The organism is Streptomyces sp. NPDC102441 (assembly GCF_044765585.1).
Classification (GTDB): domain Bacteria; phylum Actinomycetota; class Actinomycetes; order Streptomycetales; family Streptomycetaceae; genus Streptomyces.
Genome location: NZ_JBIWKH010000012.1, coordinates 187,628 through 211,558, shown reverse-complemented (window position 1 = coordinate 211,558; position 23,931 = coordinate 187,628). Strand labels below are relative to the sequence as shown.

20 protein-coding genes and 1 tRNA gene are annotated in these 23,931 nt (G+C 70.5%); 6 read left to right on the top strand and 15 right to left on the bottom strand.

Annotation, left to right across the window (positions count from 1 at the left end):
* The gene (locus ACIREO_RS26200; RefSeq protein ID WP_404114405.1) at positions 1-990 is read right to left on the bottom strand and encodes an ABC transporter substrate-binding protein; all 990 of its coding nucleotides are present in this window, start codon (positions 988-990) and stop codon (positions 1-3) included.
* Between the two features lie 210 nt (positions 991-1,200).
* Between ACIREO_RS26200 and ACIREO_RS26195 the strand changes: the two genes are divergently transcribed.
* Entirely contained in the window at positions 1,201-1,989 is a 789-nt protein-coding gene (locus ACIREO_RS26195; RefSeq protein WP_404114403.1) for an IclR family transcriptional regulator C-terminal domain-containing protein, read from the top strand.
* Positions 1,990-2,163: 174 nt separating this feature from the next.
* Here ACIREO_RS26195 and ACIREO_RS26190 read toward each other — a convergent pair.
* Positions 2,164-2,248: transfer RNA gene (locus ACIREO_RS26190), tRNA-Leu, on the bottom strand.
* Between the two features lie 173 nt (positions 2,249-2,421).
* On the bottom strand, positions 2,422-3,276 hold the full coding sequence (locus ACIREO_RS26185; RefSeq protein WP_404114401.1) for a helix-turn-helix transcriptional regulator: 855 nt from the start codon (positions 3,274-3,276) through the stop codon (positions 2,422-2,424).
* Between the two features lie 127 nt (positions 3,277-3,403).
* Between ACIREO_RS26185 and ACIREO_RS26180 the strand changes: the two genes are divergently transcribed.
* Complete coding sequence (locus ACIREO_RS26180) at positions 3,404-4,258, top strand: NAD-dependent epimerase/dehydratase family protein (protein ID WP_404114399.1); 855 nt, start codon at positions 3,404-3,406, stop codon at positions 4,256-4,258.
* 84 nt (positions 4,259-4,342) lie between these two features.
* Here ACIREO_RS26180 and ACIREO_RS26175 read toward each other — a convergent pair whose 3' ends face one another.
* From ACIREO_RS26175 to sucC, 4 genes are all read right to left on the bottom strand, one after another.
* Positions 4,343-4,717, bottom strand: a complete 375-nt coding sequence (locus tag ACIREO_RS26175; protein WP_404114397.1) for an SH3 domain-containing protein — start codon at positions 4,715-4,717, stop codon at positions 4,343-4,345.
* Between the two features lie 102 nt (positions 4,718-4,819).
* Entirely contained in the window at positions 4,820-6,400 is a 1,581-nt protein-coding gene (locus ACIREO_RS26170) for an aldehyde dehydrogenase family protein (RefSeq protein ID WP_404114395.1), read from the bottom strand.
* Positions 6,401-6,635: 235 nt separating this feature from the next.
* The gene (sucD, locus tag ACIREO_RS26165) at positions 6,636-7,517 is read right to left on the bottom strand and encodes a succinate--CoA ligase subunit alpha (protein ID WP_404114393.1); all 882 of its coding nucleotides are present in this window, start codon (positions 7,515-7,517) and stop codon (positions 6,636-6,638) included.
* A gap of 2 nt (positions 7,518-7,519) precedes the next feature.
* Positions 7,520-8,656 (bottom strand): ADP-forming succinate--CoA ligase subunit beta, encoded by a 1,137-nt coding sequence (gene sucC / locus ACIREO_RS26160; RefSeq protein ID WP_404114391.1) that lies wholly within the window; start codon positions 8,654-8,656, stop codon positions 7,520-7,522.
* Positions 8,657-8,823: 167 nt separating this feature from the next.
* On the opposite strand from sucC, the gene ACIREO_RS26155 reads away from it, so the two are divergent.
* The 4 genes from ACIREO_RS26155 to ACIREO_RS26140 all read left to right on the top strand — a co-directional run bounded on the left by ACIREO_RS26155 (position 8,824) and on the right by ACIREO_RS26140 (position 15,442).
* Positions 8,824-10,515, top strand: coding sequence for a thiamine pyrophosphate-binding protein (locus ACIREO_RS26155; RefSeq protein ID WP_404114389.1), 1,692 nt, complete (start codon positions 8,824-8,826; stop codon positions 10,513-10,515).
* 16 nt (positions 10,516-10,531) lie between these two features.
* Positions 10,532-11,770 carry a formyl-CoA transferase gene (gene frc / locus ACIREO_RS26150; RefSeq protein WP_404114387.1) on the top strand — a complete coding sequence of 413 codons (1,239 nt, stop codon included), beginning with the start codon at positions 10,532-10,534 and terminating at the stop codon, positions 11,768-11,770.
* Between the two features lie 2 nt (positions 11,771-11,772).
* The gene (locus tag ACIREO_RS26145) at positions 11,773-13,929 is read left to right on the top strand and encodes an acetate--CoA ligase family protein (protein ID WP_404114385.1); all 2,157 of its coding nucleotides are present in this window, start codon (positions 11,773-11,775) and stop codon (positions 13,927-13,929) included.
* 124 nt (positions 13,930-14,053) lie between these two features.
* Positions 14,054-15,442, top strand: a complete 1,389-nt coding sequence (locus ACIREO_RS26140; protein ID WP_404114383.1) for an OFA family MFS transporter — start codon at positions 14,054-14,056, stop codon at positions 15,440-15,442.
* A 66-nt stretch (positions 15,443-15,508) separates the two neighbouring features.
* Here the strand turns inward: ACIREO_RS26140 and ACIREO_RS26135 are convergent, their stop codons facing one another.
* The 8 genes from ACIREO_RS26135 to ACIREO_RS26100 are packed head-to-tail and all read right to left on the bottom strand — an operon-like array spanning position 15,509 to position 23,773.
* On the bottom strand, positions 15,509-16,579 hold the full coding sequence (locus ACIREO_RS26135) for a sugar phosphate isomerase/epimerase family protein (protein WP_404114381.1): 1,071 nt from the start codon (positions 16,577-16,579) through the stop codon (positions 15,509-15,511).
* A 41-nt stretch (positions 16,580-16,620) separates the two neighbouring features.
* Positions 16,621-18,018, bottom strand: coding sequence for a nucleotide pyrophosphatase/phosphodiesterase family protein (locus ACIREO_RS26130; protein WP_404114379.1), 1,398 nt, complete (start codon positions 18,016-18,018; stop codon positions 16,621-16,623).
* The gene (gene eboE, locus ACIREO_RS26125; RefSeq protein ID WP_404114377.1) at positions 18,015-19,190 is read right to left on the bottom strand and encodes a metabolite traffic protein EboE; all 1,176 of its coding nucleotides are present in this window, start codon (positions 19,188-19,190) and stop codon (positions 18,015-18,017) included. The genes ACIREO_RS26130 and eboE overlap by 4 nt, the downstream gene beginning before the upstream one ends.
* Before the next feature lie 3 nt (positions 19,191-19,193).
* On the bottom strand, positions 19,194-20,042 hold the full coding sequence (locus ACIREO_RS26120) for a TatD family hydrolase (protein ID WP_404114375.1): 849 nt from the start codon (positions 20,040-20,042) through the stop codon (positions 19,194-19,196).
* A complete protein-coding gene (locus ACIREO_RS26115) occupies positions 20,039-20,671 on the bottom strand; it encodes an EboA domain-containing protein (RefSeq protein WP_404114373.1) in 633 nt (210 codons plus the stop codon). Before ACIREO_RS26115 ends, ACIREO_RS26120 begins: the two co-directional genes overlap by 4 nt.
* Positions 20,665-21,528 (bottom strand): sugar phosphate isomerase/epimerase family protein, encoded by an 864-nt coding sequence (locus ACIREO_RS26110; protein WP_404114371.1) that lies wholly within the window; start codon positions 21,526-21,528, stop codon positions 20,665-20,667. Before ACIREO_RS26110 ends, ACIREO_RS26115 begins: the two co-directional genes overlap by 7 nt.
* Complete coding sequence (locus tag ACIREO_RS26105; protein WP_404114369.1) at positions 21,525-22,658, bottom strand: SCO3242 family prenyltransferase; 1,134 nt, start codon at positions 22,656-22,658, stop codon at positions 21,525-21,527. Before ACIREO_RS26105 ends, ACIREO_RS26110 begins: the two co-directional genes overlap by 4 nt.
* Positions 22,655-23,773, bottom strand: coding sequence for an inositol-3-phosphate synthase (locus ACIREO_RS26100; protein WP_404114367.1), 1,119 nt, complete (start codon positions 23,771-23,773; stop codon positions 22,655-22,657). The genes ACIREO_RS26105 and ACIREO_RS26100 overlap by 4 nt, the downstream gene beginning before the upstream one ends.
* Positions 23,774-23,931: the final 158 nt, after the last annotated feature.

Below are 23,931 nucleotides of genomic sequence, written 5' to 3'. Positions count from 1 at the left end.
TCAGTCGGCCGTTCCCGACCACACCAGGTCGTCGTAGGAGATGTTGTCGTCGTCGATCAGGCCGTACGCACTGGCGGTCTTGACGAACGTCTCGACGGAGGCCGGCTTGATCTCGGGTGCGAAGGTCGGCAGGGTCACCTTCTGGGCCACTGCGGGGTCGATCTTCATGAACGAGGAGAGCTGCGCCCGGGTCTCCCGGGGGTGTGCCTGCGCGTAGGTCAGTGACTCGTCGATGGCGGCCTTCACGGCGGTGAAGAGTTCAGGGTTCTTCTTCAGCTGTTCCTCGGAGGTGAAGTACACCGACGTGGTCAGGCTCGTCTCGGCCAGGTCGAGGTAGGGCGACGAGATGACCCGGGTGCCCGCGTCCGCGGCGATGGTGTCGAACGGCTCGGCGGTGACCATGGCGTCGATGTCGCCCTTGCCGAGCGCGGTGACCGCGTCGGGGAAGGGCATTTCGACGAACTCGACCTTCTCCGAATCGCCCCTGTCCGCGTCCACCCCGGCCTGGCCAAGCATCTGGAGGAGGTTGTTGAGCGTGTTGACGCTGACCTTCTTGCCCGCGAGGTCGGCCGCCGACTTGATCGGGCTGTCCTTGGGGACTCTGATCATCGTCACGTCCTTGCCTTCGGTACCCGTGGAATTGGATCCGGAGGCGATCACCTTCAAGGGCAGGCCCTGGCCACGGGCCGAGAGCACCGAGACGACGTTGCTGAACGCGAACTGGTACTGCCCGCTGACCACCGGTGGGACGAGGGCCGCGCCGCCCTGGGCGGTCTTGATGTCGAGCTTGATTCCACGGCTGGAGAAGAATCCCTGCTTCTCCCCCAGGTAGAGCGCGGCCACGTCGATGACCGGGATGAAACCGGCCTGCACGGTCACCGGCGTCTTCGACGAGGGGACCTGCCCCCCTCCCGACGAATCGCCACTACCGCAGGCGGTGAGCGACAGAGCCAGTCCGGCTGCGGCCGCCAGCGCCGTCCTTCTGCGCATGATCGGGAACTCCATCGTTCCTCCACGAAACGGGGCCCGGCGAACCGGACCAGATGTGCGTGAGGAGGACCATACATATCTGAACACCTGTGCGCTAGACGCACGCACAAACGTTCGCTGTGCGTACACTGCTGTTCGCGTCCGGCGGCGAAACCCTCCGGCGGATGTGGGAAAGTGGTCGCCGCCACCGCCGGGACTGGGAGACAACACATGGAACTGCTCGAAGACGGGCACGGGGACACGGACTTCGTCCAGTCACTGGCGCGCGGGCTCGAAGTGATCAGAGCCTTCGACGCCGACCATCCGTCCCGCTCGCTCAGCGACGTCGCCAAGGCGACCGGGCTGTCCCGCGCCTCAGCTCGGCGCTCACTGCTGACGCTGCTCAAGCTCGGTTACGTACGCAGCGAGGGAGCGCTCTTCGGTCTCACCCCCAAGACCCTCGAACTCGGGCACGCGTACCTGCGGGCACTGTCCACGCCCGAGATCGCCGAACCGCACCTGACGAGCCTGATGCGCGAGGTGCGCGAGACGACGGCACTGTCCGTGCTCGACGGCGACCATGTGGTACATGTGGCCCGGGTTCCGGCCGGCGGGGTGATCAGCGTGTCCATCAACGTGGGTTCCCGGTTCCCCGCCTACGCCACGGCCATGGGCCGGGTGCTGCTCGCAGGTCTGCCCGAGGACGCCTTCCGGGCCTACCTGGACCGGATCGAGCTCCAGCCCCTGACCGGCCGCACGCTCCGCAGCGCCGACGAGCTGCGCGCGGTCATAGAGACGGCCAGGGCCGATGGTTTCTGCCTCGCCGATCAGGAACTCAACCAGGGTCTGCGGGCTGTGGCCGCCCCCGTGCGTGACCGGTCGGGAGCCGTCATCGCCGCGGCCAACATCGCCGCGAGCGCGGGCATGCGCAGCCTCGACGAACTCCGCGCCATGGTGCCCCGGCTCCAGGAATGCGCCGCCGCCATCGAAACCGACCTGCACCGGGTCGCCGGCCCCTGACCGGCCGGCATGCGGCATGGCTGCGCCACGGCGAAGAACCGCTGCCCAGCCATGCCGCATGTCCGAGCGCGGGATCCGAAAGGCCTCTCAACGCAGAATTACCGGTGAGCATCAAGGCTCAACCGGTAATTCGTCAGTGCGTACAGGATGATCTCCCGAGCGCCCCAGCGTGAGTGTCCGAGGGGGGACTTGAACCCCCACGCCCGATAAAGGGCACTAGCACCTCAAGCTAGCGCGTCTGCCATTCCGCCACCCGGACAAGGTGTCTGTCGTCCCGGGGCCCTCCCCGTGGCGACAAAGAAAACAATACCAGGGGTTCGGGGCGCCTTTCACCTGCGTTTCAGGTGGTCAGTGCGGTGCGGATGCACCCGGGCGGACCGGCGTCGGACTCACGTACGCTCAGTGGCGAAGCGCGTACGCAGGGCGCTCGCGCTAGCGCTGTGCCTTGCCCGTCTCCTGCGGCCCGGGGCTCAGATCCTGGAGGCCGATGACCCGCAGTAGTTCGAGGCGCTCGTACGTAGGCGTGCCCGGCCGAGCCGAGTGCACGACGAGCTGCTGGCTGTGGCCGTCGCTGAGCAGCACTTCGCAGTCGAGGTCGAGGAGGCCGACCACCGGGTGCAGGAACCGCTTCGGGGACGGGCGGCGCACCACGACGTCGTGCGTCTTCCACAGCTCCTCGAACTCCGCCGACCTGGAGCGGAGTTCGGCCACGAGTGCGGCCGGGCCGGGGTCGTCGGGGCGGGACCCGACGACCGCCCGCAGGCTCGCCACATGTGCGCGGGCGTGCTGCACGCGGTTCTCGGGCGGGGACAGGTCCCGCCCGCCCGGCACCGTGAACCAGCGGCGGATCATGTTCGTCCCGGTGTGGTCACCGGCCAGGGCCACCGCCATGGTGTTCTGCGCGAGCACCTCGCCCCAGTCGCTCACCACCATCGCCGGGAGGTCGTGCAGCCGGTCCAGGATCAGCAGCAGCCCCGGGCGGACGTGGTCGGAGGAGCCGCCCGGCCGGGGCGGCTCCTCGCCCGCCAGGTGGAACAGGTGGTCGCGCTCCGTGTCCGTGAGCCGCAGGGCGCGGGCGAGGGCGGTGAGCAGCTGCCGCGAGGGGTGGGAGCCGCGGCGCTGTTCCAGCCGCGTGTAGTAGTCCGTGGACATCCCGGCGAGCTGCGCCACCTCTTCGCGGCGCAGGCCCGGGGTGCGGCGCCGCGCACCCGCGCTCAGGCCCACGTCGCTGGGGGCCAGGCGGGTACGGGCGCGGCGCAGGAAGTCGGCGAGTTCGGTTCGGTCCACGATTTCAGGATCCCTCGGATCCGGTTCCGTAGCCAGGGAGTGCCGGTCCCTGGACAGACGCGTCTCTCCCGCCTTCACCGCAGCTCCCGCACGCTTCAGACATGGCTACGACAACGAGGAGGCGGCCATGCTGACATTGGTGACAGGAGCGACGGGCCAGGTAGGGCGGCGGTTCGTACCGCGGCTGCTGCAGGGCGCGGCGGCCGGCGACGAGGTGCGGGTCCTGGTGCGGGACGCGGCGCGCGGCGAACGGTTCGCCGAGCTGGGCGCCCAGGTGCTGGTAGGCGATCTGCGCGACGCGGAGGTGCTCGGCAGGGCGACCGCCGGCGTGGACGCGGTGGTGAACGTCGCCGCAGCATTCCGCGGGGTGCCGGACGAGGAGGCGAGGGCGGTGAACCGCGACGCGGCCATCGAGCTCGGGCGGGCCGCGGTGGCCTCAGGGGTGCGGAGGTTCGTGCAGGTCAGCACCGGTCTCGTGTACGGCGCGGGCCGGGGCAGGGCGCTGGTGGAGAGCGACGAGACGGTGCCTGGCACCCATCTGTGGGGCGCCTACCCGGAGTCCAAGTGGGAGGCGGAGCAGGCGCTCGGATCCATGGAAGGACTGAACGACCTCCGCATCGGACGGCTGCCGTTCGTGTACGGCGACGGGGACCCGCATCTCGCGGACGTGATGAAGTACGCGCCGAACTGGCCTGCCATGCAGCGCCTGCACATGGGCCATCACATGGACGTGGCGCAGGGCCTGCGTCGGCTGCTGTACGCGCCCGGTGCGCACGGTGTCTACAACATCGCCGACGACGCCCCGGTCACCATGGTCGACCTCTTCCAGTTCCATGGCCTGCCGGTGCCGCAGGAGGCGTACGACAAGGACGCCCCGGACCCCTGGCACAGCGTGATGTCGACGACCCGCATCCGTCGCGAACTGGGCTACCGCCCGCTGGTCCCGTCGGTGTGGACAGCGCGGGAGGCGGGCGTTCTCTAGCGGGGCCGGCCGCGGCGTGGCCGCGGCCGGCGGCGCTGGATCGGCTGAGGTTCTCCCCCGGCGATCTGCTCAGACAGGTCCGGTCTACAGATATCCGCTGTAGATGAACCTGGCGTTGACGGGGGTGCCAGGGGCGTTCTCGTCGAGATCACCGGTGATCTCGTACCAGACGTTCCCTACGGAATTGACGCACTCGTAGTACAGGTGGACCGTCCGTCCGGCACCGATGTAGCTGGTGACGGTCGAACTTCCCGAAGCACCCGTGTGGACCGGGGTACGGGCGTTCGTCACCCCGCCCCTCCCGTACGCCTTGCAGGTGAGCGCGGCCTGCGTGCTCATCCCACCGGACGCGACGAGGGTGTCGGCGGAAGCTGCGGTGGCCGACGGAGAAGCGGTGAGGACGGCCGAGGCGACCAGGACAGGGAGGGCGAGCGCCGTCCACGCCTTAGATCTCTTCACGAGGATTCCTTACGGTGCGAGTCCGATCTTCAGTACGAAGATCGTATGAGTGCGCATTGGCGAGTTGACGGTGCATTACAGATCCTTTAACTTCCCGTCCACCTACGGCATGAGGTGGTAGTCGGGGAAGTTGCCCGGCAGCCGCTCCCCCGGAGGCCCCTCGGTCACGGCCCGCACGAGCAGTTCGCCGCCGACGAACGCACCGCGCCAGGATGCACCGAAGCCACCGAAGAGCTCCTCGCGGTCGCCCCGGGAACGCGGTTTGTTGTGACCGGTCTTGAAGGCCCGGATCTGCGGGGCCAGGCGTTCGTACGTCGCCGGGTCGTCGGTGGAGAGGGTTGCGACCAGGGCCCCGTTCGAGGCGTTCATGGCGGCGAGGAGCTCGGCCTCGGTGTCGACCAGGACGATCGTGTCGACCGGGCCGAAGGGTTCCGCGTGGTGGAGCGGGGAGGACGGGGGTGGATTGAGGAGCGTGACCGGGTGGAGGTAGGCGCTGGTGTCCTGGCCGGGGAGGAAGCGGGCGTCCGCCACGGACCCCTGATGGAGGGGGACGGCCCCGCGGTCGATCGCCTCGGTGACCTGGTCGTGCAGTTCCTTGGCCTTGGTCGTGTTGATCAACGGGCCGAAGTCCAGGGCGGGGAGTGGGTCGGAGGGGTGCTCGACGGCGAGGGGGTGCCCTGTGCGGAGGGAGCGTACGGCGGGGAGGTAGGCCGCCAGGAAGTCCGCGAAGAGGGTGCGCTGGACGACGAAGCGGGGGTAGGCGGTGCAGCGCTGCTTGCCGTAGTCGAACAGCTTCGGGATGACCGCGGTGAGGGACGGCCAGTCCGTGTGGTTCCAGATGCCCCAGGTGTTGAGGCCCTCCTGTTCGAGGATGTGCCGCTTGCCGAGGTCGGCGACGGCGGTGGCGATGCGGGCGCCGGTGTCCCGGCCACCGACGAAGGAGACGCAGCCGATCTCGGCCGACCGGACGAGCGGCTCGGACAGTTCACGACCGCTGCCGCTGAGGAGCGTGATCGGGACGCCTTCCCGGGCGGCGAGTGCGCAGGCGAGAGTGAGACAGGAGACACCGCCGTCGGTCGGGGTCTTGGCGATCACGGCGTTACCGGCCAGGGCCTGTACGAGCATCGCGTGCACCAGCACGGACATGGGGTAGTTCCAGCTGGCGATGTTGGAGACGGGGCCGGCGAGTGGGGTGCGGCCGGCCAGGAGGCGGTCGCTGTGGTCGACGTACCAGCGGACGCCGTCGATGGCGCGGTCCACGTCCGCCTGGGCGAGACGCCAGGGCTTGCCGATCTCCCAGACCAGGAGCAGGGCGAGGAGTTCGCGGTGCTCGGTGAGGGCGTCGAGGGTGGCCGAGACACGGGCGCGGCGTTCGGGGAGCGGGATGTGGCGCCAGGCGCGGTGCTGGTCGAGGGACGCCCGTACCGCTTGCCGGGCGGTCGCCGCGTCCAGGCGGGGTGGGCCGGTGATGGGCGTGCCGTCGATGGGGCTCGTGGCGGGGAGGGTGCGGCCGTCCCGGTGCCAGGTGGCGGCCCAGAGGTTGCGGGTCCGGTCGTCCTCGAAGGCCTCGGGAGCGGTGGTCAGGCTGCGTTGCCAGGCGTCCTGCCAGGCGGTTCCTGGCTTGAGGGCGAGGGTGAGGGGGGTGGGGGCGGCGGCGGGCGTCGGTGCGGGTGACTGTGTCATCGGGTCTCCGCTCTGGGTGCGGGGTGCGGGGTGCGGGGTGCGGTGGCGGGGTGCGGGGTGCCGTGGCGGGGCGGGTTGGGCGCCTGCGGCGGGCCTGTTCCCCTGCCCGCCCCTTCCCGTAACCGGGGCTCCGCCCCGGACCCCGGTCCTCAATCGCCGGACGGGCTCAAACATGTGCGGCTCGGCTCCGGACGGGGTGCCGCACCGCCTGAGACACTTGAGCCGGGGTCGGTTCTCAGCCGCGCAGCCTGTCCTCCGCCAGGCGGGCCGTTTCCGTCGGGGTGGAGCCCACTGCCACACCTGCCGCCTCCAGCGCCTCCTTCTTCGCCGCGGCCGTGCCGCTCGAGCCCGAGACGATCGCTCCCGCGTGGCCCATCGTCTTGCCCTCGGGGGCTGTGAAGCCCGCGATGTAGCCGACCACCGGCTTCGTGATGTGCCGGGCGATGTGCGCCGCGGCGCGTTCCTCCGCGTCGCCGCCGATCTCGCCGATGAGGACGATCAGTTCGGTGTCGGGGTCGTTCTCGAACGCCGTCAGGCAGTCGATGTGCGTCGTTCCGATCACCGGGTCGCCACCGATGCCCACCGCCGTCGAGAAGCCTGTCTCGCGGAGTTCGTGCATCAACTGGTAGGTGAGCGTGCCCGACTTGGAGACCAGGCCGATGCGGCCGGGCTTCGTCGCGATGTCGGCGGGGATGATGCCCGCGTTGGACTGCCCGGGGCTGATCACCCCGGGGCAGTTGGGTCCGAGGATGCGTGTGCCGCGCGCCTTGGCGTGGGCGTGGAAGGCCACGGCGTCGTGGACGGGGATGCCCTCGGTGATGACCACGGCCAGGCCGATGCCCGCGTCCGCCGCCTCGACGACGGCCTCCCTGGCGAACGGCGGCGGGACGAAGACGACGGTGACGTCTGCGCCGGTGGCGTCCATCCCGTCGCGTACGGAACCGAAGACCGGGACCGTACGGTCGTCGAGGTCCACGCTGCGGCCCGCCTTGCGCGGGTTGACGCCGCCGACGATCTGGGTGCCCGCCGCGAGCATCCTCCTGGTGTGTTTCATGCCCTCGGCGCCGGTCATGCCCTGGACGAGGAGCTTGCTCTCCTTGCTGAGGAAGATAGCCATGATCAGTGCCCTCCCAGGGCCAGTCGGGCTGCTCGGTCGGCTGCGCCGTCCATCGTGGTGACCTGCTGGACCATCGGGTGCGCGCGGTCGTCGAGGATCGCCCGGCCGCGTGCCGCGCTGTTGCCGTCGAGGCGGACGACCAGGGGTTTCGTCAGATGGACGGAGTCGAGGGCCTGGACGATTCCGTCGGCCACCGCGTCGCACGCGGTGATGCCTCCGAACACGTTGACGAAGACGGACTTCACGGAGGGATCCGACAGAATGACCGTGAGCCCGTCGGCCATGACGCGGGCCGACGCGCCTCCTCCGATGTCGAGGAAGTTGGCCGGGCGCGCCCCGCAGCCGGCGACCACGTCGAGGGTGGACATGACGAGTCCCGCGCCGTTGCCGATGATGCCGACCTCGCCGTCGAGCTTGACGTAGTTGAGCCCCTTGGCGCGGGCCGCGGCCTCCAGCGGGTCCCCGTGCGGGTCGGTGGTGTCCGCGCCCCAACGGGACTGGCGGAAGGCCGCGTTGTCGTCCAGGGTCACCTTGCCGTCGAGGGCGAGGATGCGGCCGTCCACGGTGCGGACGAGCGGGTTGACCTCGACGAGCAGGGCGTCCTCCTGGGTGAGGACCTGCCACAGCGCCTGCAGTACGGGTGCGGCCTCCGGCGGGAGGGAGGCCGCCTCCGCGATCTGCGCCGCCTTGGCCGCGGTGACGCCCTCGGCGGGGTCGACGGGGATACGGGCCACCGCCTCCGGGCGGGTGGCGGCGACCTCCTCGATGTCCATGCCGCCCTCCGCCGAGGCGATCGCGAGGAAGGTTCCGGCGGCGCGGTCCAGGGCGTAGCTGACGTAGAACTCCGCCTCGATGTCGACGGGCTGGGCGAGCATCACCGTCCGGACGAGGTGGCCCTTGATGTCCATGCCGAGGATCTGGCGGGCGGTGACGACGGCCGCCCCGGGGTCCGCGGCCACCTTCACCCCGCCGGCTTTGCCCCGGCCGCCCACTTTGACCTGTGCCTTGACGACGACCCGGCCGCCGAGCCGTTCGGCCGCGGCGTGGGCCGCGGACGGGTGGTCCACGACCTCGGCGTCCGGTACGGCGATGCCGTGATCCGCGAAGAGTTGCCTTGCCTGGTGCTCGTACAGATCCATAGCCACTCCCGATCGTGCCGATTGTGAAAGTGCCGCACGCCCCCTGGACACCACCCACCGGATGCGGGATAACAAGCTTCATACAGTATTCGTCGACTGTATGCAATGTACCGCGAGAGCGGCGGAGCGGCTCCCGCACTCCCCTACGAAGGGACAGGAACATCGCCATGCCCGAGGACAGCCAGGACAGCCAGAACCTCATCTCCGGTGGGCACTTGGTCGCCAAGGCACTCAAGGCGGAGGGGGTGGAACGCATCTACACCCTCTGTGGCGGCCACATCATCGACATCTACGACGGTTGCGTCGACGAGGGCATCGAAGTCGTCGACGTACGGCACGAGCAGGTGGCCGCCCACGCGGCCGACGGCTACGCCCGGATCACCGGGAAGCCGGGGTGCGCCGTCGTCACCGCGGGGCCAGGGACGACCGACGCCGTCACCGGGGTGGCCAACGCCTTCCGCGCCGAGTCACCGATGCTCCTGATCGGAGGCCAGGGGGCGCACACCCAGCACAAGATGGGCTCGCTCCAGGACCTGCCGCACGTCGACATGATGACGCCCATCACCAAGTTCGCGGCCACCGTGCCGGACACCGCGCGGGCGGCGGACATGGTGTCGATGGCCTTCCGGGAGTGCTACCACGGGGCGCCAGGACCGTCGTTCCTGGAGATCCCGCGCGATGTGCTCGACGCCAAGGTCCCGGCTGACAAGGCCAGGGTCCCGGAGGCAGGGCGGTACCGCGCGTCGACCCGTGCGGGCGGCGACCCGGCCGACATCGAGAAGCTCGCAGATCTGCTCGTCCACGCCGAGAAGCCGGCCATCCTGCTGGGCAGCCAGGTCTGGACGACACGCGCCACGGACTCCGCCACCGAGCTCGTCCGGACGCTCAACATCCCGGCGTACATGAACGGCGCGGGCCGCGGCACCCTGCCGCCCGGCGATCCGCACCACTTCCAGCTCTCGCGTCGTTACGCGTTCTCCAACGCCGACCTGATCGTGATCGTGGGGACCCCCTTCGACTTCCGGATGGGCTACGGCAAGCGGCTCTCGCCGGCCGCCACCGTCGTCCAGATCGACCTCGACTACCGCACCGTGGGCAAGAACCGCGACATCGACCTCGGGATCGTCGGCGACGCGTCGGTCGTGCTGAAGGCGGTCACGGAGGCCGCGAGCGGCCGGATCAACGGCGGTTCCGCTCTGCGCAAGGCCTGGCTGGACGAACTGCGGGCCGCCGAGCAGGTGTCGATCGAGAAGCGGCTGCCCCAGCTGAAGTCGGACGCCTCTCCCATCCATCCCTACCGGCTGGTGAGCGAGATCAACGACTTCCTGACCGAGGACTCCATCTACATAGGGGACGGCGGCGACATCGTCACCTTCTCCGGGCAGGTCGTCCAGCCCCGCACCCCGGGCCACTGGATGGACCCGGGTCCGCTCGGCACGCTCGGGGTCGGGGTCCCCTTCGTGCTGGCCGCGAAGCAGGCCAGGCCCGACAAGGAGGTGGTGGCACTGTTCGGGGACGGCGCCTTCTCCCTCACCGGTTGGGACTTCGAGACGCTGGTCCGCTACAACCTCCCCTTCGTCGGCATCGTCGGCAACAACTCCTCGATGAACCAGATCCGTTACGGCCAGAAGGCCAAGTACGGCGACGAGCGCGAGCGGGTCGGCAACACCCTGGGCGACGTCCACTACGACAAGTTCGCCCAGATGCTGGGTGGTTACGGCGAAGAGGTGCGCGACCCCGCCGACATCGCACCCGCGCTGCGCAGGGCCCGTGAGTCGGGACTGCCCTCGCTCATCAATGTCTGGGTCGACCCGGACGCGTACGCCCCCGGAACGATGAACCAGACCATGTACAAGTAGAAGAGGAGCGGTTGGCATGACCAAAGCTCTTGAGGGCGTGCGCGTCCTCGACATGACGCACGTACAGTCCGGCCCCTCCGCCACCCAGCTGCTCGGCTGGCTCGGGGCGGACGTGGTCAAGCTGGAGGCGCCGAGCGGCGACATCACCCGCAAGCAGTTGCGCGATCTGCCCGACGTCGACTCCCTCTACTTCACGATGCTCAACTGCAACAAGCGGAGCATCACCCTCAACACCAAGAGCGAGCGCGGCAAGGAGATCCTCACCGAGCTCATCCGCCGCAGCGACGTGATGGTGGAGAACTTCGGCCCGGGCGCCGTGGACCGCATGGGGTTCACCTGGGAGCGGATCCAGGAGATCAATCCCCGCATCGTCTACGCGTCCATCAAGGGCTTCGGCGAAGGCCCGTACACCAACTTCAAGGCGTACGAGGTCGTCGCGCAGGCCATGGGCGGCTCGATGTCCACCACCGGGTTCGAGGACGGGCCGCCGCTCGCCACCGGCGCCCAGATCGGCGACTCGGGCACCGGGATCCATGTGGTGGCGGGCATACTCGCAGCCCTGTTCCAGCGCGAGAACACCGGGCGCGGGCAGCGGGTCAACGTGGCGATGCAGCACGCGGTGCTCAATCTGTGCCGGGTCAAGCTGCGCGACCAGCAGCGACTGGAGCACGGGCCGCTCGCCGAGTACCCGAACGCACAGGTCACCGCCGACGCCGACGAGGTGCCGCGCAGTGGCAACGCCAGCGGCGGCGGCCAGCCGGGATGGGCGGTGAAGTGCGCGCCGGGTGGCCCCAACGACTACGTGTACGTCATCGTGCAGCCGGTCGGCTGGAAGCCGCTGTCCACGCTGATAGGCCGGCCCGAGCTGGCGGACGACCCCGAGTGGGCGACGCCGGAGTCCCGGCTGCCGAAGCTCGGCAAGATGTTCCAGCTGATCGAGGAGTGGTCGGCGACGCTCCCCAAGTGGGGCGTCCTGGAACAGCTCAACGCGCACAACATCCCGTGCGGCCCGATCCTCTCCACCAAGGAGATCGTCGAGGACGAGTCCCTCGCCGCCAACGAGATGGTGGTCCGCGTCGAGCATCCCGAGCGCGGCACCTTCACCACGGTCGGCAGCCCGCTGAAGCTGTCCGACTCCCCCGTCGAGATCGTCACCTCCCCGCTGCTCGGTGAGCACAACGCGGAGGTGTACGTCGGCGAACTGGGCCTGGGCGACGAGGAACTGCGGCTTCTGAAGACGAACGGAGTCATCTGAGCATGACCGGAACAGTCGAGACACAGGAGCAGGAACAGGTCAGGGCGCTGCTCGACCGCGTCCGGGGCGAGGGGCGCAGCGCGCTCACGGCCCCGGAGGGGAAGGTCATCGCGGACGCGTACGGGATCACGGTCCCGGGCGAGGGCCTGGCCCGGGACGTGGACGAGGCGGTGGCGCTGGCCGACCGGCTCGGCGGGCAGGTCGTACTCAAGATCGTCTCCCCCGACATCCTGCACAAGACGGATGCGGGCGGGGTCGTGGTCGGGGTGTCGGGCGCGAAGGAGGTGCGCGAGGCGTTCTGCTCGATCGTGAGGAACGCGAAGGCGTACGCGGCCGACGCGCGGATCGAGGGCGTGCAGGTGCAGCAGCTGGTGCCGCCCGGCCAGGAGGTCATCGTCGGGGCGGTCACCGACCCCACGTTCGGGAAGGTGGTGGCGTTCGGCCTCGGCGGTGTCCTGGTCGAGGTGCTCAAGGACATCACCTTCCGGCTGGCGCCGGTGACGGCGGACGAGGCGCAGTCGATGCTCGACTCGATCGGCGCAGCGGAGATCCTCAAGGGGGTCCGCGGCGCGCCGGCGGTGGACCGGTGGGCGCTGGCGGAGCAGATCCGGCGGGTCTCGCAACTGGTCACGGACTTCCCGGAGATCGCGGAGGTCGACCTCAACCCGGTCATCGCGTCGCCGGACGGGGCGGTCGCCGCCGACATCCGGATCCTGCTGACGACCGAGGAGGTGAAGACCCGGCGCCGCTACAGCCGGGAGGAGATCCTGGTGTCGATGCGCCGGCTGATGGAGCCGCGCTCGGTGGCGGTGATCGGTGCCTCCAACGAGCAGGGCAAGATCGGCAACTCGGTGATGCGCAACCTCATCGACGGAGGGTTCGCGGGCGAGATTCATCCGGTGAACCCCAAGGCCGATGACATTCTCGGCCGCAAGGCGTACAAGAGTGTCACCGACGTTCCCGGTGAGGTGGATGTGGCGGTCTTCGCGATCCCCGCCAAGTTCGTCGCGTCGGCGCTCCAGGAGGTGGGCCGCAAGGGGATCCCCAACGCCGTGCTCATTCCCTCCGGCTTCGCCGAGACGGGCGAACACGCCCTGCAGGACGAGATCGTGGCGATCGGCGAGCAGTACGGCGTGCGGCTGCTGGGGCCGAACATCTACGGCTACTACTCGACCTGGCAGGATCTCTGCGCCACCTTCTGCACCCCGTACGACGTCAAGGGCCCGGTGGCCCTGACCTCGCAGTCCGGCGGTATCGGCATGGCGATCCTCGGCTTCGCGCGGTCGACCAAGACCGGGGTCTCGGCGATCGTCGGGCTCGGCAACAAGTCCGACATCGACGAGGACGACCTGCTGACCTGGTTCGGCGAGGACCCGAACACCAAGTGCATCGCGATGCACCTGGAGGACCTCAAGGACGGGCGGGCGTTCGTGGAGGCGGCGCGGGCGACCGTGCCGAAGAAGCCGGTCGTGGTCCTGAAGGCGGGCCGGACGAGCGCGGGCGCCAGGGCGGCGGGCTCCCACACGGGCGCGCTGGCGGGGGACGACGCCGTGTACGACGACATCCTGCGGCAGGCGGGAGTGATCCGGGCCCCGGGCCTGAAGGACATGCTGGAGTACGCGCGGGCGCTGCCCGTCCTGCCGGCCCCCAAGGGCGACAACGTCGTGATCATCACCGGGGCGGGCGGATCGGGGGTGCTCCTGTCGGACGCGATCGTCGACAACGGGCTCTCGCTGATGGAGATCCCCCCGGACCTGGACACGGCGTTCAAGGCGTTCATCCCGCCCTTCGGAGCGGCCGGGAACCCGATCGACATCACGGGCGGTGAGCCGCCGTCGACGTACGAGGCGACGATCCGGCTGGGGATGGAGGATCCGCGGATCCACGCGCTGGTGCTGGGCTACTGGCACACCATCGTCACTCCGCCGATGGTCTTCGCGGAGCTGACGGCCCGGGTGGTGGAGGAGTTCCGGGCGCGCGGGATCGAGAAGCCCGTGGTGGCGTCGCTCGCGGGCGACACGGAGGTCGAGGAGGCTTGCGCATACCTGTTCGAGCGGGGCGTCGTCGCGTATCCGTACACCACGGAGCAGCCGGTCGCCGTACTCGGCGCGAAGTACAGGTGGGCCAGGGCCGCCGGGTTGTTGGGCGGTGGCCGATGACCTGATGACCACGGCTCGAACCACGGGGTCTGCGGCGTACCGCTCGGCCGCAGACCCCAGCGCGAAGTGAGAACGGGCAGGGGGCGCTGGCCAGACTTCTTCCACGCAAGGGGTTCGATCGACAATGACTGCTACAGACATCTCCACATCCGTCCCCTTCAGGGAGGTGACGGACGCCAACGGGCGCATGTACCGCATCGGCGAGTCCGATGTCGACATCATGGGCCGCAAGCGCAAGTGGATGGTCATCCTGCCGTGGGTCGGCATGATGGGCATCAGCTCGGCGGAGTACGCCTTCGCGTCGGCGGAGGACACGCTGCACCACGCGCACAACTGGGACAGCGGTCACATCTACTGGATGATGACCGTCTGGGTGTTCTTCCAGGCCGCAGTGGCGATGCCCGCGGGCAGACTGCGGGAGACCGGCAGGCTGCCGGCCCGCTGGGCGATGATGCTCGGCGCGACGGGCACCCTCCTCGGCTACCTCTCACTGGCGTACGCGCCGCACGTGATCTTCGCGTACATCGGCTTCAGTGTGTTCTCCGGCATGGGCGCGGGCATGGTGTACGCCACCTGCGTCAACATGGTCGGCAAGTGGTACCCGGAGCGCAGGGGCGGCAAGACGGGCTTCGTCAACGGCGGGTTCGCCTACGGTTCGGTGCCGTTCGTCTTCATCTTCACCGGGTTCATGGACATCACCAACTTCAGGTGGGTCCTGGTCTCGGTGGGTGTGTTCCTCGCCGCGCTCGTGGCCTGCGCGGGCTTCTTCTTCCGGGACCCGCCGAAGAACTGGTGGCCCGCCGAGGTCGACCCGCTCAACCCGCCCGAGGACCCACGGGCCCGTCGTGCGCTGGAGAAGAACCCGCCGGCCATCAAGCAGTACTCACCGGGTGAGGCCTGGAGGACCGGCCGGGTGGCGCTGATGTGGTGCTGCCTCGCCTGTACCTCCGGCGTGAACATCTTCGGTATCGCGTTCCAGGTCGACATCGGCCAGGACGCGGGCTTCGCCGCCGGGATCGTGGCCACCGCCATGTCGCTCAAGGCGATCGTGAACGGCACCGGGCGCGGCGTCATCGGCTGGCTCTCCGACCTCTACGGCCGCAAGAAGTGCCTGCTCTACGTCTGCGTCATCCTGGGGCTCGCCCAGTTCGGCATCATCTGGGCGGCGGACATGCAGAGCCTGCCGCTGTTCCTGCTCTTCTCCGCGATCTCCGGCTTCGGGGGCGGCGCCATCTTCCCGATGTTCGCGGCGATGACAGCGGACTACTTCGGTGAGAACAACAACGCCACCAACTACGGCATGGTCTACAGCTCCAAGCTCGTCTCGGGGCTCGGAGCGGGGATGGGCTTCCTGGTCGTCGACGCCTGGGGGCTCAACGGCGCCTTCATCCTGGCGGGCAGCATCTCGTTCTTCGCGGGATTCCTCGCCCTGTTCCTCGCGGCACCCGGCCGCGACCGAAAGGGCAACGTGGTGAAGGCCGCCCCGGTCCCGATCGTCAGGGAGACCGACTGATCGCACACCCGCAGCACACGCGTGGGGCCCGGTTCGTGGAGAACCGGGCCCCACGCGTGTGTGCTGTCAGTCGCCGCAGCGGCTCTCGCGGAGCGAGTGCAGGTGCTCACTGGACTTGCGGGCGAAGGCCAGCGAGTCGACCGGGCTGTCGTGCTCGGTCTGCCAGTGGTGGTACGTACGGCCGCGGTCCGTCAGGGCGGTGACGCGGCTCAGGAAGTTCGTGTAGTCGATGTCCCCGTCGCCGACGTCCGTCATGTTGTAGCCGTCGGGGGCGGTGTCGTCCCGGGTGCCGTCCTTGACGTGGAAGAGCGGGTAGCGGTCGGGCTGCTTGACCACGTAGTCGATGGGGTTGAAGGGCGCGGGTGTGCCGTCCACCCGCTTGCCGAAACGGAACTGCCCGCAGAAGGCCCAGTAGATGTCCATCTCGAGGTAGACCAGGTCGGGGTCGGTCTCGGCGAGCAGGACGTCGTAGAGGCGGACCTTCGGCTGGTCGGTGGCGAAGGAGAACTCCTCGGCGTGGTTGTGCTGGTAGAACTTCATGCCGCGCTTGCGTGCGGCGGCGCCGTAGGTGTTGAAGTCCTCGGCGGCGCGCTTCCAGCCGTCCACGGTGGAGCCGTAACGGAACGGCCCGGAGGCGGTGCCGATGTGCTTGAGGCCGAGGGCCTCGGCGTCGTCGAGGACCTGCGTGAGGTTCTGGGCGAAGGAGTAGGCACCAGGGTTGTTGTCGTCGTAGTAGTTGACGTGGCTGCCTATGGGGTGGAGGCCGTGGTCCTTCGCCAGCCGCTTGAGCTGGGCGAGGGTGATGTCACCGGCCGAGCCCTGGGTGTATCCGGCGAACTCGATCTCGTCGTAGCCGTACTTCTCCAGCTCGGCGAAGACGGGGGCGAAGCCTAGGGTGGAGACCTTGTCACGGAGGCTGTAGAGCTGGATGCCGAGACGGCCGGGAGGCAGGACCGCACGGCCCTTCCCGTGGCCGTGTCCGTGGCCGTGTCCGTGTCCCTGGCCGGTGTGCGGGCCGGCCGCCTGGGCTGCGGCGCCACTGAGGAGGGTCGCGGCGGCGGCTCCGGCGGCGACGCCCAGGACGTTGCGGCGGCTGAGTCTGCGCGCGAGCTCGAGGTCCTTCGGGGTGCGGCTCATGATCACGAATCTCCCTGTGAACGTGCGGGCGGGACGGATTGTCAGTGCAGTCCGGCAAGCTGGAGGAGCAAGGACTTCACTTCGGTGGCCTGGACTCGGCCGTTGAACGCGTGGGGGGTGGAGCAGAGGATGAGCGGACCTTCGTCGTCGCTCGTGGGCAGGCGGCCGTGGCTGCCTCGGATAGGTGAGGGATCCAGGGGGACGACCGCCATGCGGTAGCGCATTCCGAGCTTCTTGCGGGCGACCGCCGAGACCGCCTTGACCCTGACATAGGGGTCCTGGGGGTCCATGAAGAGCTCCACGGGGTCGTAGCCCGGTTTGCGGTGGATCTCGACGAGCTGCGCGAAGTCGGGAGCGCGGTCGTCGTCGAGCCAGTAGTAGTACGTGAACCAGGCGTCCTTCTCCGCCACGGCGACGAGCTCTCCGGAGCGGGGATGGTCAAGGTGGTGGTCCTTCTTGCCCTCGTCGTCGAGGAGTTCCGCGATGCCGGGGAGGTCCGCGAGCGCCTCGCGGGTCGCTTCGAGGTCCTCCGGCCGGCGTACGTAGACGTGGGCGAGCTGGTGGTCGGCGACGGCGAAGGCCCGGGAGGCCATCGGGTCGAGGTACTCCATGCCGTCCTGGGTGTGCACCTCCAGCAGTCCGGCGCGGCGCAGGGCGCGGTTGATGTCCACGGGCCGGTCGACGCTGGTGATGCCGTACTCGGAGAGGGCGACGACGGTGCGCCCGGCTGCCCTGGCGTCGTCGAGCAGGGGTGCCACCGCGCGGTCGAGGTCGGCCGCGGCCCGGTGGGAGCGGGGGTCGTCGGGGCCGTAGCGCTGGAGGTCGTAGTCGAGGTGCGGGAGGTAGCAGAGGGCCAGGTCGGGGGTGCGGGTGGCGAGGATGTGGCGGGTGGCGTCGATGATCCACTGCGAGGAGACGAGGTCGGCGCCGGGGCCCCAGAAGTGGAAGAGGGGGAAGGTGCCCAGCTTCTCGGTCAGTTCGTCGTGCAGCGCAGGAGGCCGGGTGTAGCAGTCGGGTTCCTTGCGGCCGTCGGCGTAGTACACGGGGCGGGGGGTGACGGTCCAATCGGTGTCGGCGCCCATCGCGTACCACCAGCAGATGTTGGCGACGGTGTAGCCGGGGTGGGCGCGCCGGGCGGCGTCCCAGAGCTTGTCCCCCGCGACGAGCCCGTTGTGCTGACGCCACAGGAGGACGTCGCCGAGCTCGCGGAAGTACCAGCCGTTGGCGACGATGCCGTGTTCGGAGGGGGTGGTGCCGGTGAGGAAGGTGGACTGGGCGGCGCAGGTGACGGCGGGCAGGACGGTGGAGAGGGGGGCCTGCGCGCCTGATCCGGCCATGGCCCGGAGGTTCGGCATGTGCCGGAGCAGCTGAGGGGTGAGGCCGACGACGTCGAGGACGAGGAGCGGCGTGGGGCGCGCGCCGGTGCCGGGTGCGGTCATGGGAGCTCCTTGAGTCCGAGGTCGACGAGGAGGTCGCGGGCGAGGGTGAGTTCGGCGGCGATGCCGTCGGCGAGCTGGGTGCGGGTGCGCGGCCGCAGTGCGGCGGGGAGCGCCTGCCAGGTGTACGTCTCGACTTCGAGGTGCCGGGTGAGGGGCGTGGGTCCGCCGACGAGCCGGTTCAGCACGGACTTGAGCACGGGGAGGGTGGAGGTGAGCGGGGGCGCGGGGGGTGCGTGAAGCGGTACGTGGAAGTGGGAACGCCAGGGCGTGCTGTCGGGGAGCACGCCGCCGGACACCGCCTCGTCGAGGTCGTCGGTCCCGCGAAGGCCCCCCGTGGTGAGGGTGCGTGTCTGGTGCAGGAAGCGGGGTTCGGCGAAGGCGCCCAGGGCTGCGCGTACCTCGGGCAGGTGCGGGTGTTCTGCGTGCAGCGCTGCGGAGAGCTGGGCCTTGGCGACGGTGATCCCAGCCGCGCGCAGGGCGTCGAGAGCGGTGTCGGGGTCCTCGAAGGAGGTGGCGAGGTGGCAGGTGTCGACGCAGATGCCGATGCGGTCGTGGCCCACGGCGGTGAGCGGGGCGATGGCGTCGGCGGTGGTCTCCACGGTGCAGCCCGGTTCGGGTTCGAGACCGATCCTGATGCCCTTGCCGGTCAGTTCGGCGAGGGCGTCGAGCCGCTGTGCGAGCGTGGTGAACGCCTTCCGCGCCGTGCCGGCCGCCGTGGGGTCGTCGGCGTACGGGGTGCGCCAGGCGATCGGCAGGGTGGAGATGGTGCCTTCGGTGACGTCGTCCGGGAGCAGGGCGGCGAGCAGCCTGGCCAGTTCGGTGGTGTGGGTGAGCCGCTCGGGGTCGGTCCAGTCCGGTTGGTAGACGCGGTACTTGACCTCCTGGGCCCCGAAGCCCTCGTAGGGGAAGCCGTTGAGGGTGACCACTTCGAGGCCGCGGTGTTCGAGTTCGCCGCGCAGGGAGCGCAGTGCGGCGGGGTCGTTGATCAGGGCGCGGGCGGCGTCCTTGGCGAGCCACAGGCCGATGCCGAGGCGGTCCCGGCCGAGCCGTTTGCGTATGGGTTCGCAGTGGTCGCGCAGCTGGGCGCGAACTCCGTCGAGGGTCTCGGCGGGGTGCACGTTGGTGCAGTAGGCGAGGTGGACGACGGAGCCGTCGGGGTGGCGGAAGCGCATGCTTCACTCCCCGCCGCGGAGGATGGAGTTGCCCTCGTGGAGCGGGCCCGGTGCGTCGAGGTCGAGCTGGAGCCGGCCGCTCTGCCCGTAGAAGGCGACGGGGTTGCGCCAGAGGACCTTGTCGACGTCGTCCTCGTCGAATCCGGCCTTCAGCATGGTGTCGGCGACCCTGCGGGTCTTCAGCGGGTCGCTCTTTCCCCAGTCTGCGGCCGAGTTGACAAGGATCCTGTCGGTGCCGTGGTTCCGCAGGACGGTGATCATGCGGTCCTCGTCCATCTTGGTGTCCGGGTAGATGGAGAAGCCGGCCCAGCAGCCGCTGTCGAGGGCGTCCTTCACGGTCGTCTCGTTGAGGTGGTCGAGCAGGACGAGCTCCGGGGCGAGGTCCGACTCGCGGATCACGTCGATGGTGCGGTGCAGGCCGGCGAGCTTGTCGCGGTGCGGGGTGTGCACGAGCGCGGGAAGACCGTGGTCGGCGGCGAGCTGTAGCTGGGCTGTGAGCGCGGCGTCCTCGGCGGGGGTCATCGAGTCGTAGCCGATCTCACCCACGGCGACGACCGAGTCCTTGACGAGGTAGCGCGGCAGGGCGTCCAGGACGGGGGTGCAGCGGGGGTCGTTCGCCTCCTTGGGGTTGAGGGCGAGTGTGCAGTGGTGGGCGATGCCGTACTGGGAGGCGCGGAAGGGTTCCCAGCCGAGAAGGGCGTCGAAGTAGTCGAAGAAGCTGGCGGGCGAGGTGCGGGGCTGGCCGAGCCAGAAGGAGGGCTCGACAAGGGCGCGGACTCCGGCGTCGTACATCGCCTGGTAGTCGTCCGTGGTGCGGGAGGTCATGTGGATGTGGGGATCGAAGATCCTCATCGGGATTCCTCCGTTGCGATGGGGGCGGGCGCCGGGGCCGTGAGATCGAGGACGGTCCGCAGACCGGCGGGGACGGCACGCCCCGCCGCGGTGCGTTCGGCTGCGAAGTCGTCGAGCATGCGCGCGAGTTCGCCGTCTCCGAGGGCCCGCTCGCCGAGCCGGTCGAGGGCCTCGACGGGGACCTCGGTGAAGAGGCATTTGAGGACGGCGTGCCGCCAGCCGTGCGCGTCGAGGTGGACCGCGCCGTACGGGCCGACGGCTGCGGCGACCAGCCGTGTGTCATTGGTGCGCAGGGCGTCCTCGACGAGCGGGAGGGCGGTGGCTCCGAGGTCGAGCCTGTGCAGGGTGAGGAGGACCGCGCGGCGTTCGGCGGCGGTGCCCTGCTCGTAGAGCCTGGTCACGGCGGGCAGTCCCGCGCGGGCTTCGACGAGCAGCAGCGCCCGGACGGAATCGGCGTTCTCGAGTCCGCAGTGCCTTCCCGCCGATGCGAACCGCAGTTCCCAGGGCGGGTTCCCGCTGTCCGCGCCGGGGTGCTCCGCGGCGTGGGCGGCCTCGGCGAGCGCTTCGTCGAGCCAGGCTCTGGCCGCCCCCCGGAGCCGGCCGTCGAGTTCCTCACGGCTGATCAGCACGGTGCGGCTCCCGTCGTCGCACCGGCGGCCCGGCGCAGGAAGTCGATGGACCTGCGTGCGAGTTCGGGCCCCGCGTGGGAGTGCCGGGGCAGTTCGACGACGGTGAGGCCGGTGTATCCGGTGGAGGCGAGTGCGTCGAGCACCGGTGGGAAGTCGATCTCCCCGTCGCCGAACGGCAGGTGTTCGTGGACGCCGCGTCGCATGTCCTCGATCTGGACGTGGCGAAGCCATGGGGCGGCCTCCTTCACGCAGTCGACGGGCGAGGCGGGTTCCAGGCACTGGCAGTGGCCTATGTCGAGGGTGAGTCCGAGCGGGTCCGGGTCACCGAGGAGGGCGCGGAGGTGGTGGAAGTCGGCGAGGGTGGCGAGGAGGTGGCCGGGTTCCGGTTCGATGGCGAGCGGGACGCCCTCCCGCTCGGCGGCTTCGAGTACGGGCGCGAGGGCGCCGGTCAGCCGCTGCCACGCGGTGTCCGTGGTGGTGTCCGGCGGGGTGACGCCGCTGAAGCAGTGCACGGCGTGCGCGCCGAGTCCCGCGGCCACCTCGACGGCCCGGACGAGCAGTGCGGTGCGGGTGGCACGGTCGTCGGGGTCGGGGTCGAGGAGGGAGGGACCGTGTTTGCGCCGGGGGTCCAGGACGTAGCGCGCGCCGGTCTCGACGGTGACTCCGAGGCCGAGTCCGGCGAGCCTGCCGGCCACCTGACGGGTGCGGGCGGCGAGGTCAGGGGCGAGCGGGTCGAGGTGCATGTGGTCGAGGGTCAGGCCGACCCCGTCGTAGCCGAGATCGGCGAGGAGGCCGAGGGCGTCGTCGAGCCGCAGGTCGGTCAGTCCGTTGGTGCCGTAGCCGAGGCGGAGGGTCATGTGAGGCTCACCTTCCGGGCGAGGGCACGGGCGAGGGGGACGAGCCCCATCACCGCGAGCCCGCCGATGGGCGCCCCGGCCCTGGCCGCGAGCGCGGCCTGCAGCGGGATCATCGCCCGGATTCCGCCGCCGACGGCGCGTTGGGTGAGGGGCGGGGAGGGGTTGAGCGCGGCGTGGAGGAGGGGGACCGCGGAGGTACGGAGGTAGGCGCCGGCGAAGGCGGGCAGCAGGAGCCGCTCGGCGGTGGCGGGAGTGCGGGGCGGCTCTCCCGGGGTGGACCGGCCGCGCAGGACGGCGGCCCCGAGTCCGGCGACACCGGCCAGCGCCGCCAGCGGCGCGACGGTGGAGCCGCCGTGTGCCTCGTGGCGGGAGACGGCGGTCACGGCGTAGGTGTGCGCGCCCAGCACGAGGGCGGCGGGGAGCGCGGCGGAGGGGCCGCGAGCGGCCCGGGACGCGCCCGGTCCGGCGGCGGACCGGGCTGCCGGGGCTGCCTCTCCCCCGGCCGTACTCGCCCCGGCCGTACCTGCCCCGGCCGTACCTGCCCCGGCGGCTGTCGCTGTCGCTGTCGCGCCGAGCAGCAGGTCCAGGGTGCGGGCCGAGGCCATCGCGGCCGGTCCCAGCTTCGTGTGCTTGAGGTGCAGGTCGTAGGCCCAGACCGTGGCCGCCAGGCCGGATGCCACCGCCAGCGCGGGGCGGCCCGCTCGGGCCGCCAGGGCCAGGCCGGCCGCCGTCAGGGCGCCGGCGGCTACCAGGGCGGCCCCCGGCGTGACACGGCCCGAGGGGATCGGACGGTGCGGGCGGTCGACGGCGTCCTCCTCCCGGTCCGCCCAGTCGTTCAGGGCCATGCCCGCCTCGTACAGGCAGAGCGAGGCGCCGACCGCGAGTGCCGTGCCCCGGCCGGGACGCCGGCCCGCGGCAGCTGCCCCGGCGAGCGCGTCACCGGGCACGGTGAACAGCGCCGACACACGCAGCAGTTCGGCCCAGGCCCGCAGGCGCGCGCGGACGGGGGGCCTGTCCGGTGCGGGCGCAGTCCCGCCCGCACCGGACAGGCTGAACGGGGGTGCCGCGTGCTGGGTACCGAGCAGTCGCGGGGAGCCGGTCACCGCCGCGAGCAGCCGCAGCGGCCTCACCGGGCGTCCCGAAGACGTTCGGCGAAGGCCAGCAGTTCGGCGTACTGCTCGGCCAGCGCCGCCGGGCCGCCGTCCGGGTCCTTGAAGTAGAAGCCCAGTTCGGGCCGTGGCCCGGTCAGGCCCGTCTCGTGGGAGCGTGCCAGCAGCCGGGCCAGGTCCAGGACCAGGGGTGCGGCGAGGGCGGAGTCGCAGCCCTGCCAGATCGTCTGGAGGATCATCCGCGAGCCGAGGAAGCCGTCGAACGCGATGTGGTCCCACGCCGTCTTCCAGTCCCCCATCGCCGGTACGTCGTCGATGTGGACCTCGCCCTCGGGGGCCGTCCCGAGCGTGTCGGCGAGTACGCGCTCCTTGCCCGCGTTCTTGGCGGCGGCCGCCGCCGGGTCGGCCAGCGCCGCCCCGTCCCCGCCGCCCAGCAGGTTCGTGCCCGACCATGCCCGCACCGGCAGTGCGCGCTGGACGAACATCGGTGCGAGGACGGAGCGGAGCAGCGTCTGGCCTGTCTTGCCGTCGCGTCCGGCGTGGGGAAGTCCGCAGGAGTCGACGGCGTCCTGGAGGTGCGGGCTGCGCAGCCCTGTGGACGGGGTGAAGTTGGCGTACGGGCAGCCGGCGCGGAGTGCGGCCGCCGCGTAGAGGGAGCTGGCGGGCAGCCGGGAGGCGTCATCGCCCGGAGCGGGTTCGGTCGAGGCCACGTTGATGACGACGGTGCGGGCCAGCCCGTGGCGGTGCGTGAAGTCCTCGATGTCGGCGGCGAAGGCGGCGATGAGCTCGTCGTCGCTGCGGGTATCGCCCGGGAGCGGGCCGCCGGGGCGTATCTCGGCGTCGGCGGCGGTGAGTTCGGCCTCGACGGCCGAGGGGAGCCCGTGCGGGAGCACTCCCCCGGCGGCGAGCGCCTCGGCACGCTTGGGCAGGGGACAGTCGAGGGTGTCGTGGCCACCGAAGACGAGGGTGGTCAGCGGTGGCAGCCCGGTGCCGGTGAAGGGCGGTGTCTCGGTGACCATGCCGGTCGGCGGGTGCAGCCCTCCCGCGATGGCCGCGCACCCCGCGGTGGCGGTGGTGGCTACGGAGCCGCGTGCTCCGATGAACCAGACTCCGGTACGAACGGCATGTGCGGTCACGGGCTGCCTCCCTGAGGGCTGATAAGAGGTGGTGAGGTGGTGGGGGGGGGGGGGAAAAAACCGCCCCCCCCCCCCCCCCCCCCCCGCGGGGCCCCCCCCCCCCCCCGGGGGCGCCGGACGAATGTTGTTTGTGGTGGTGAACCACGGGGGGGGGGGCG

Excerpts from the sequence above, each read along its gene's own strand:
- ACIREO_RS26200 (WP_404114405.1), bottom strand. The coding sequence starts at position 990 with ATGCGCAGAAGGACGGCGCTGGCGGCCGCAGCCGGACTGGCTCTGTCG.
- ACIREO_RS26195 (WP_404114403.1), top strand. The coding sequence starts at position 1,201 with ATGGAACTGCTCGAAGACGGGCACGGGGACACGGACTTCGTCCAGTCA.
- ACIREO_RS26180 (WP_404114399.1), top strand. The coding sequence starts at position 3,404 with ATGCTGACATTGGTGACAGGAGCGACGGGCCAGGTAGGGCGGCGGTTC.
- ACIREO_RS26170 (WP_404114395.1), bottom strand. The coding sequence starts at position 6,400 with ATGACACAGTCACCCGCACCGACGCCCGCCGCCGCCCCCACCCCCCTC.
- sucD (WP_404114393.1), bottom strand. The coding sequence starts at position 7,517 with ATGGCTATCTTCCTCAGCAAGGAGAGCAAGCTCCTCGTCCAGGGCATG.
- sucC (WP_404114391.1), bottom strand. The coding sequence starts at position 8,656 with ATGGATCTGTACGAGCACCAGGCAAGGCAACTCTTCGCGGATCACGGC.
- ACIREO_RS26155 (WP_404114389.1), top strand. The coding sequence starts at position 8,824 with ATGCCCGAGGACAGCCAGGACAGCCAGAACCTCATCTCCGGTGGGCAC.
- frc (WP_404114387.1), top strand. The coding sequence starts at position 10,532 with ATGACCAAAGCTCTTGAGGGCGTGCGCGTCCTCGACATGACGCACGTA.
- ACIREO_RS26145 (WP_404114385.1), top strand. The coding sequence starts at position 11,773 with ATGACCGGAACAGTCGAGACACAGGAGCAGGAACAGGTCAGGGCGCTG.
- ACIREO_RS26140 (WP_404114383.1), top strand. The coding sequence starts at position 14,054 with ATGACTGCTACAGACATCTCCACATCCGTCCCCTTCAGGGAGGTGACG.
- ACIREO_RS26135 (WP_404114381.1), bottom strand. The coding sequence starts at position 16,579 with ATGAGCCGCACCCCGAAGGACCTCGAGCTCGCGCGCAGACTCAGCCGC.
- ACIREO_RS26130 (WP_404114379.1), bottom strand. The coding sequence starts at position 18,018 with ATGACCGCACCCGGCACCGGCGCGCGCCCCACGCCGCTCCTCGTCCTC.
- eboE (WP_404114377.1), bottom strand. The coding sequence starts at position 19,190 with ATGCGCTTCCGCCACCCCGACGGCTCCGTCGTCCACCTCGCCTACTGC.
- ACIREO_RS26120 (WP_404114375.1), bottom strand. The coding sequence starts at position 20,042 with ATGAGGATCTTCGATCCCCACATCCACATGACCTCCCGCACCACGGAC.
- ACIREO_RS26110 (WP_404114371.1), bottom strand. The coding sequence starts at position 21,528 with ATGACCCTCCGCCTCGGCTACGGCACCAACGGACTGACCGACCTGCGG.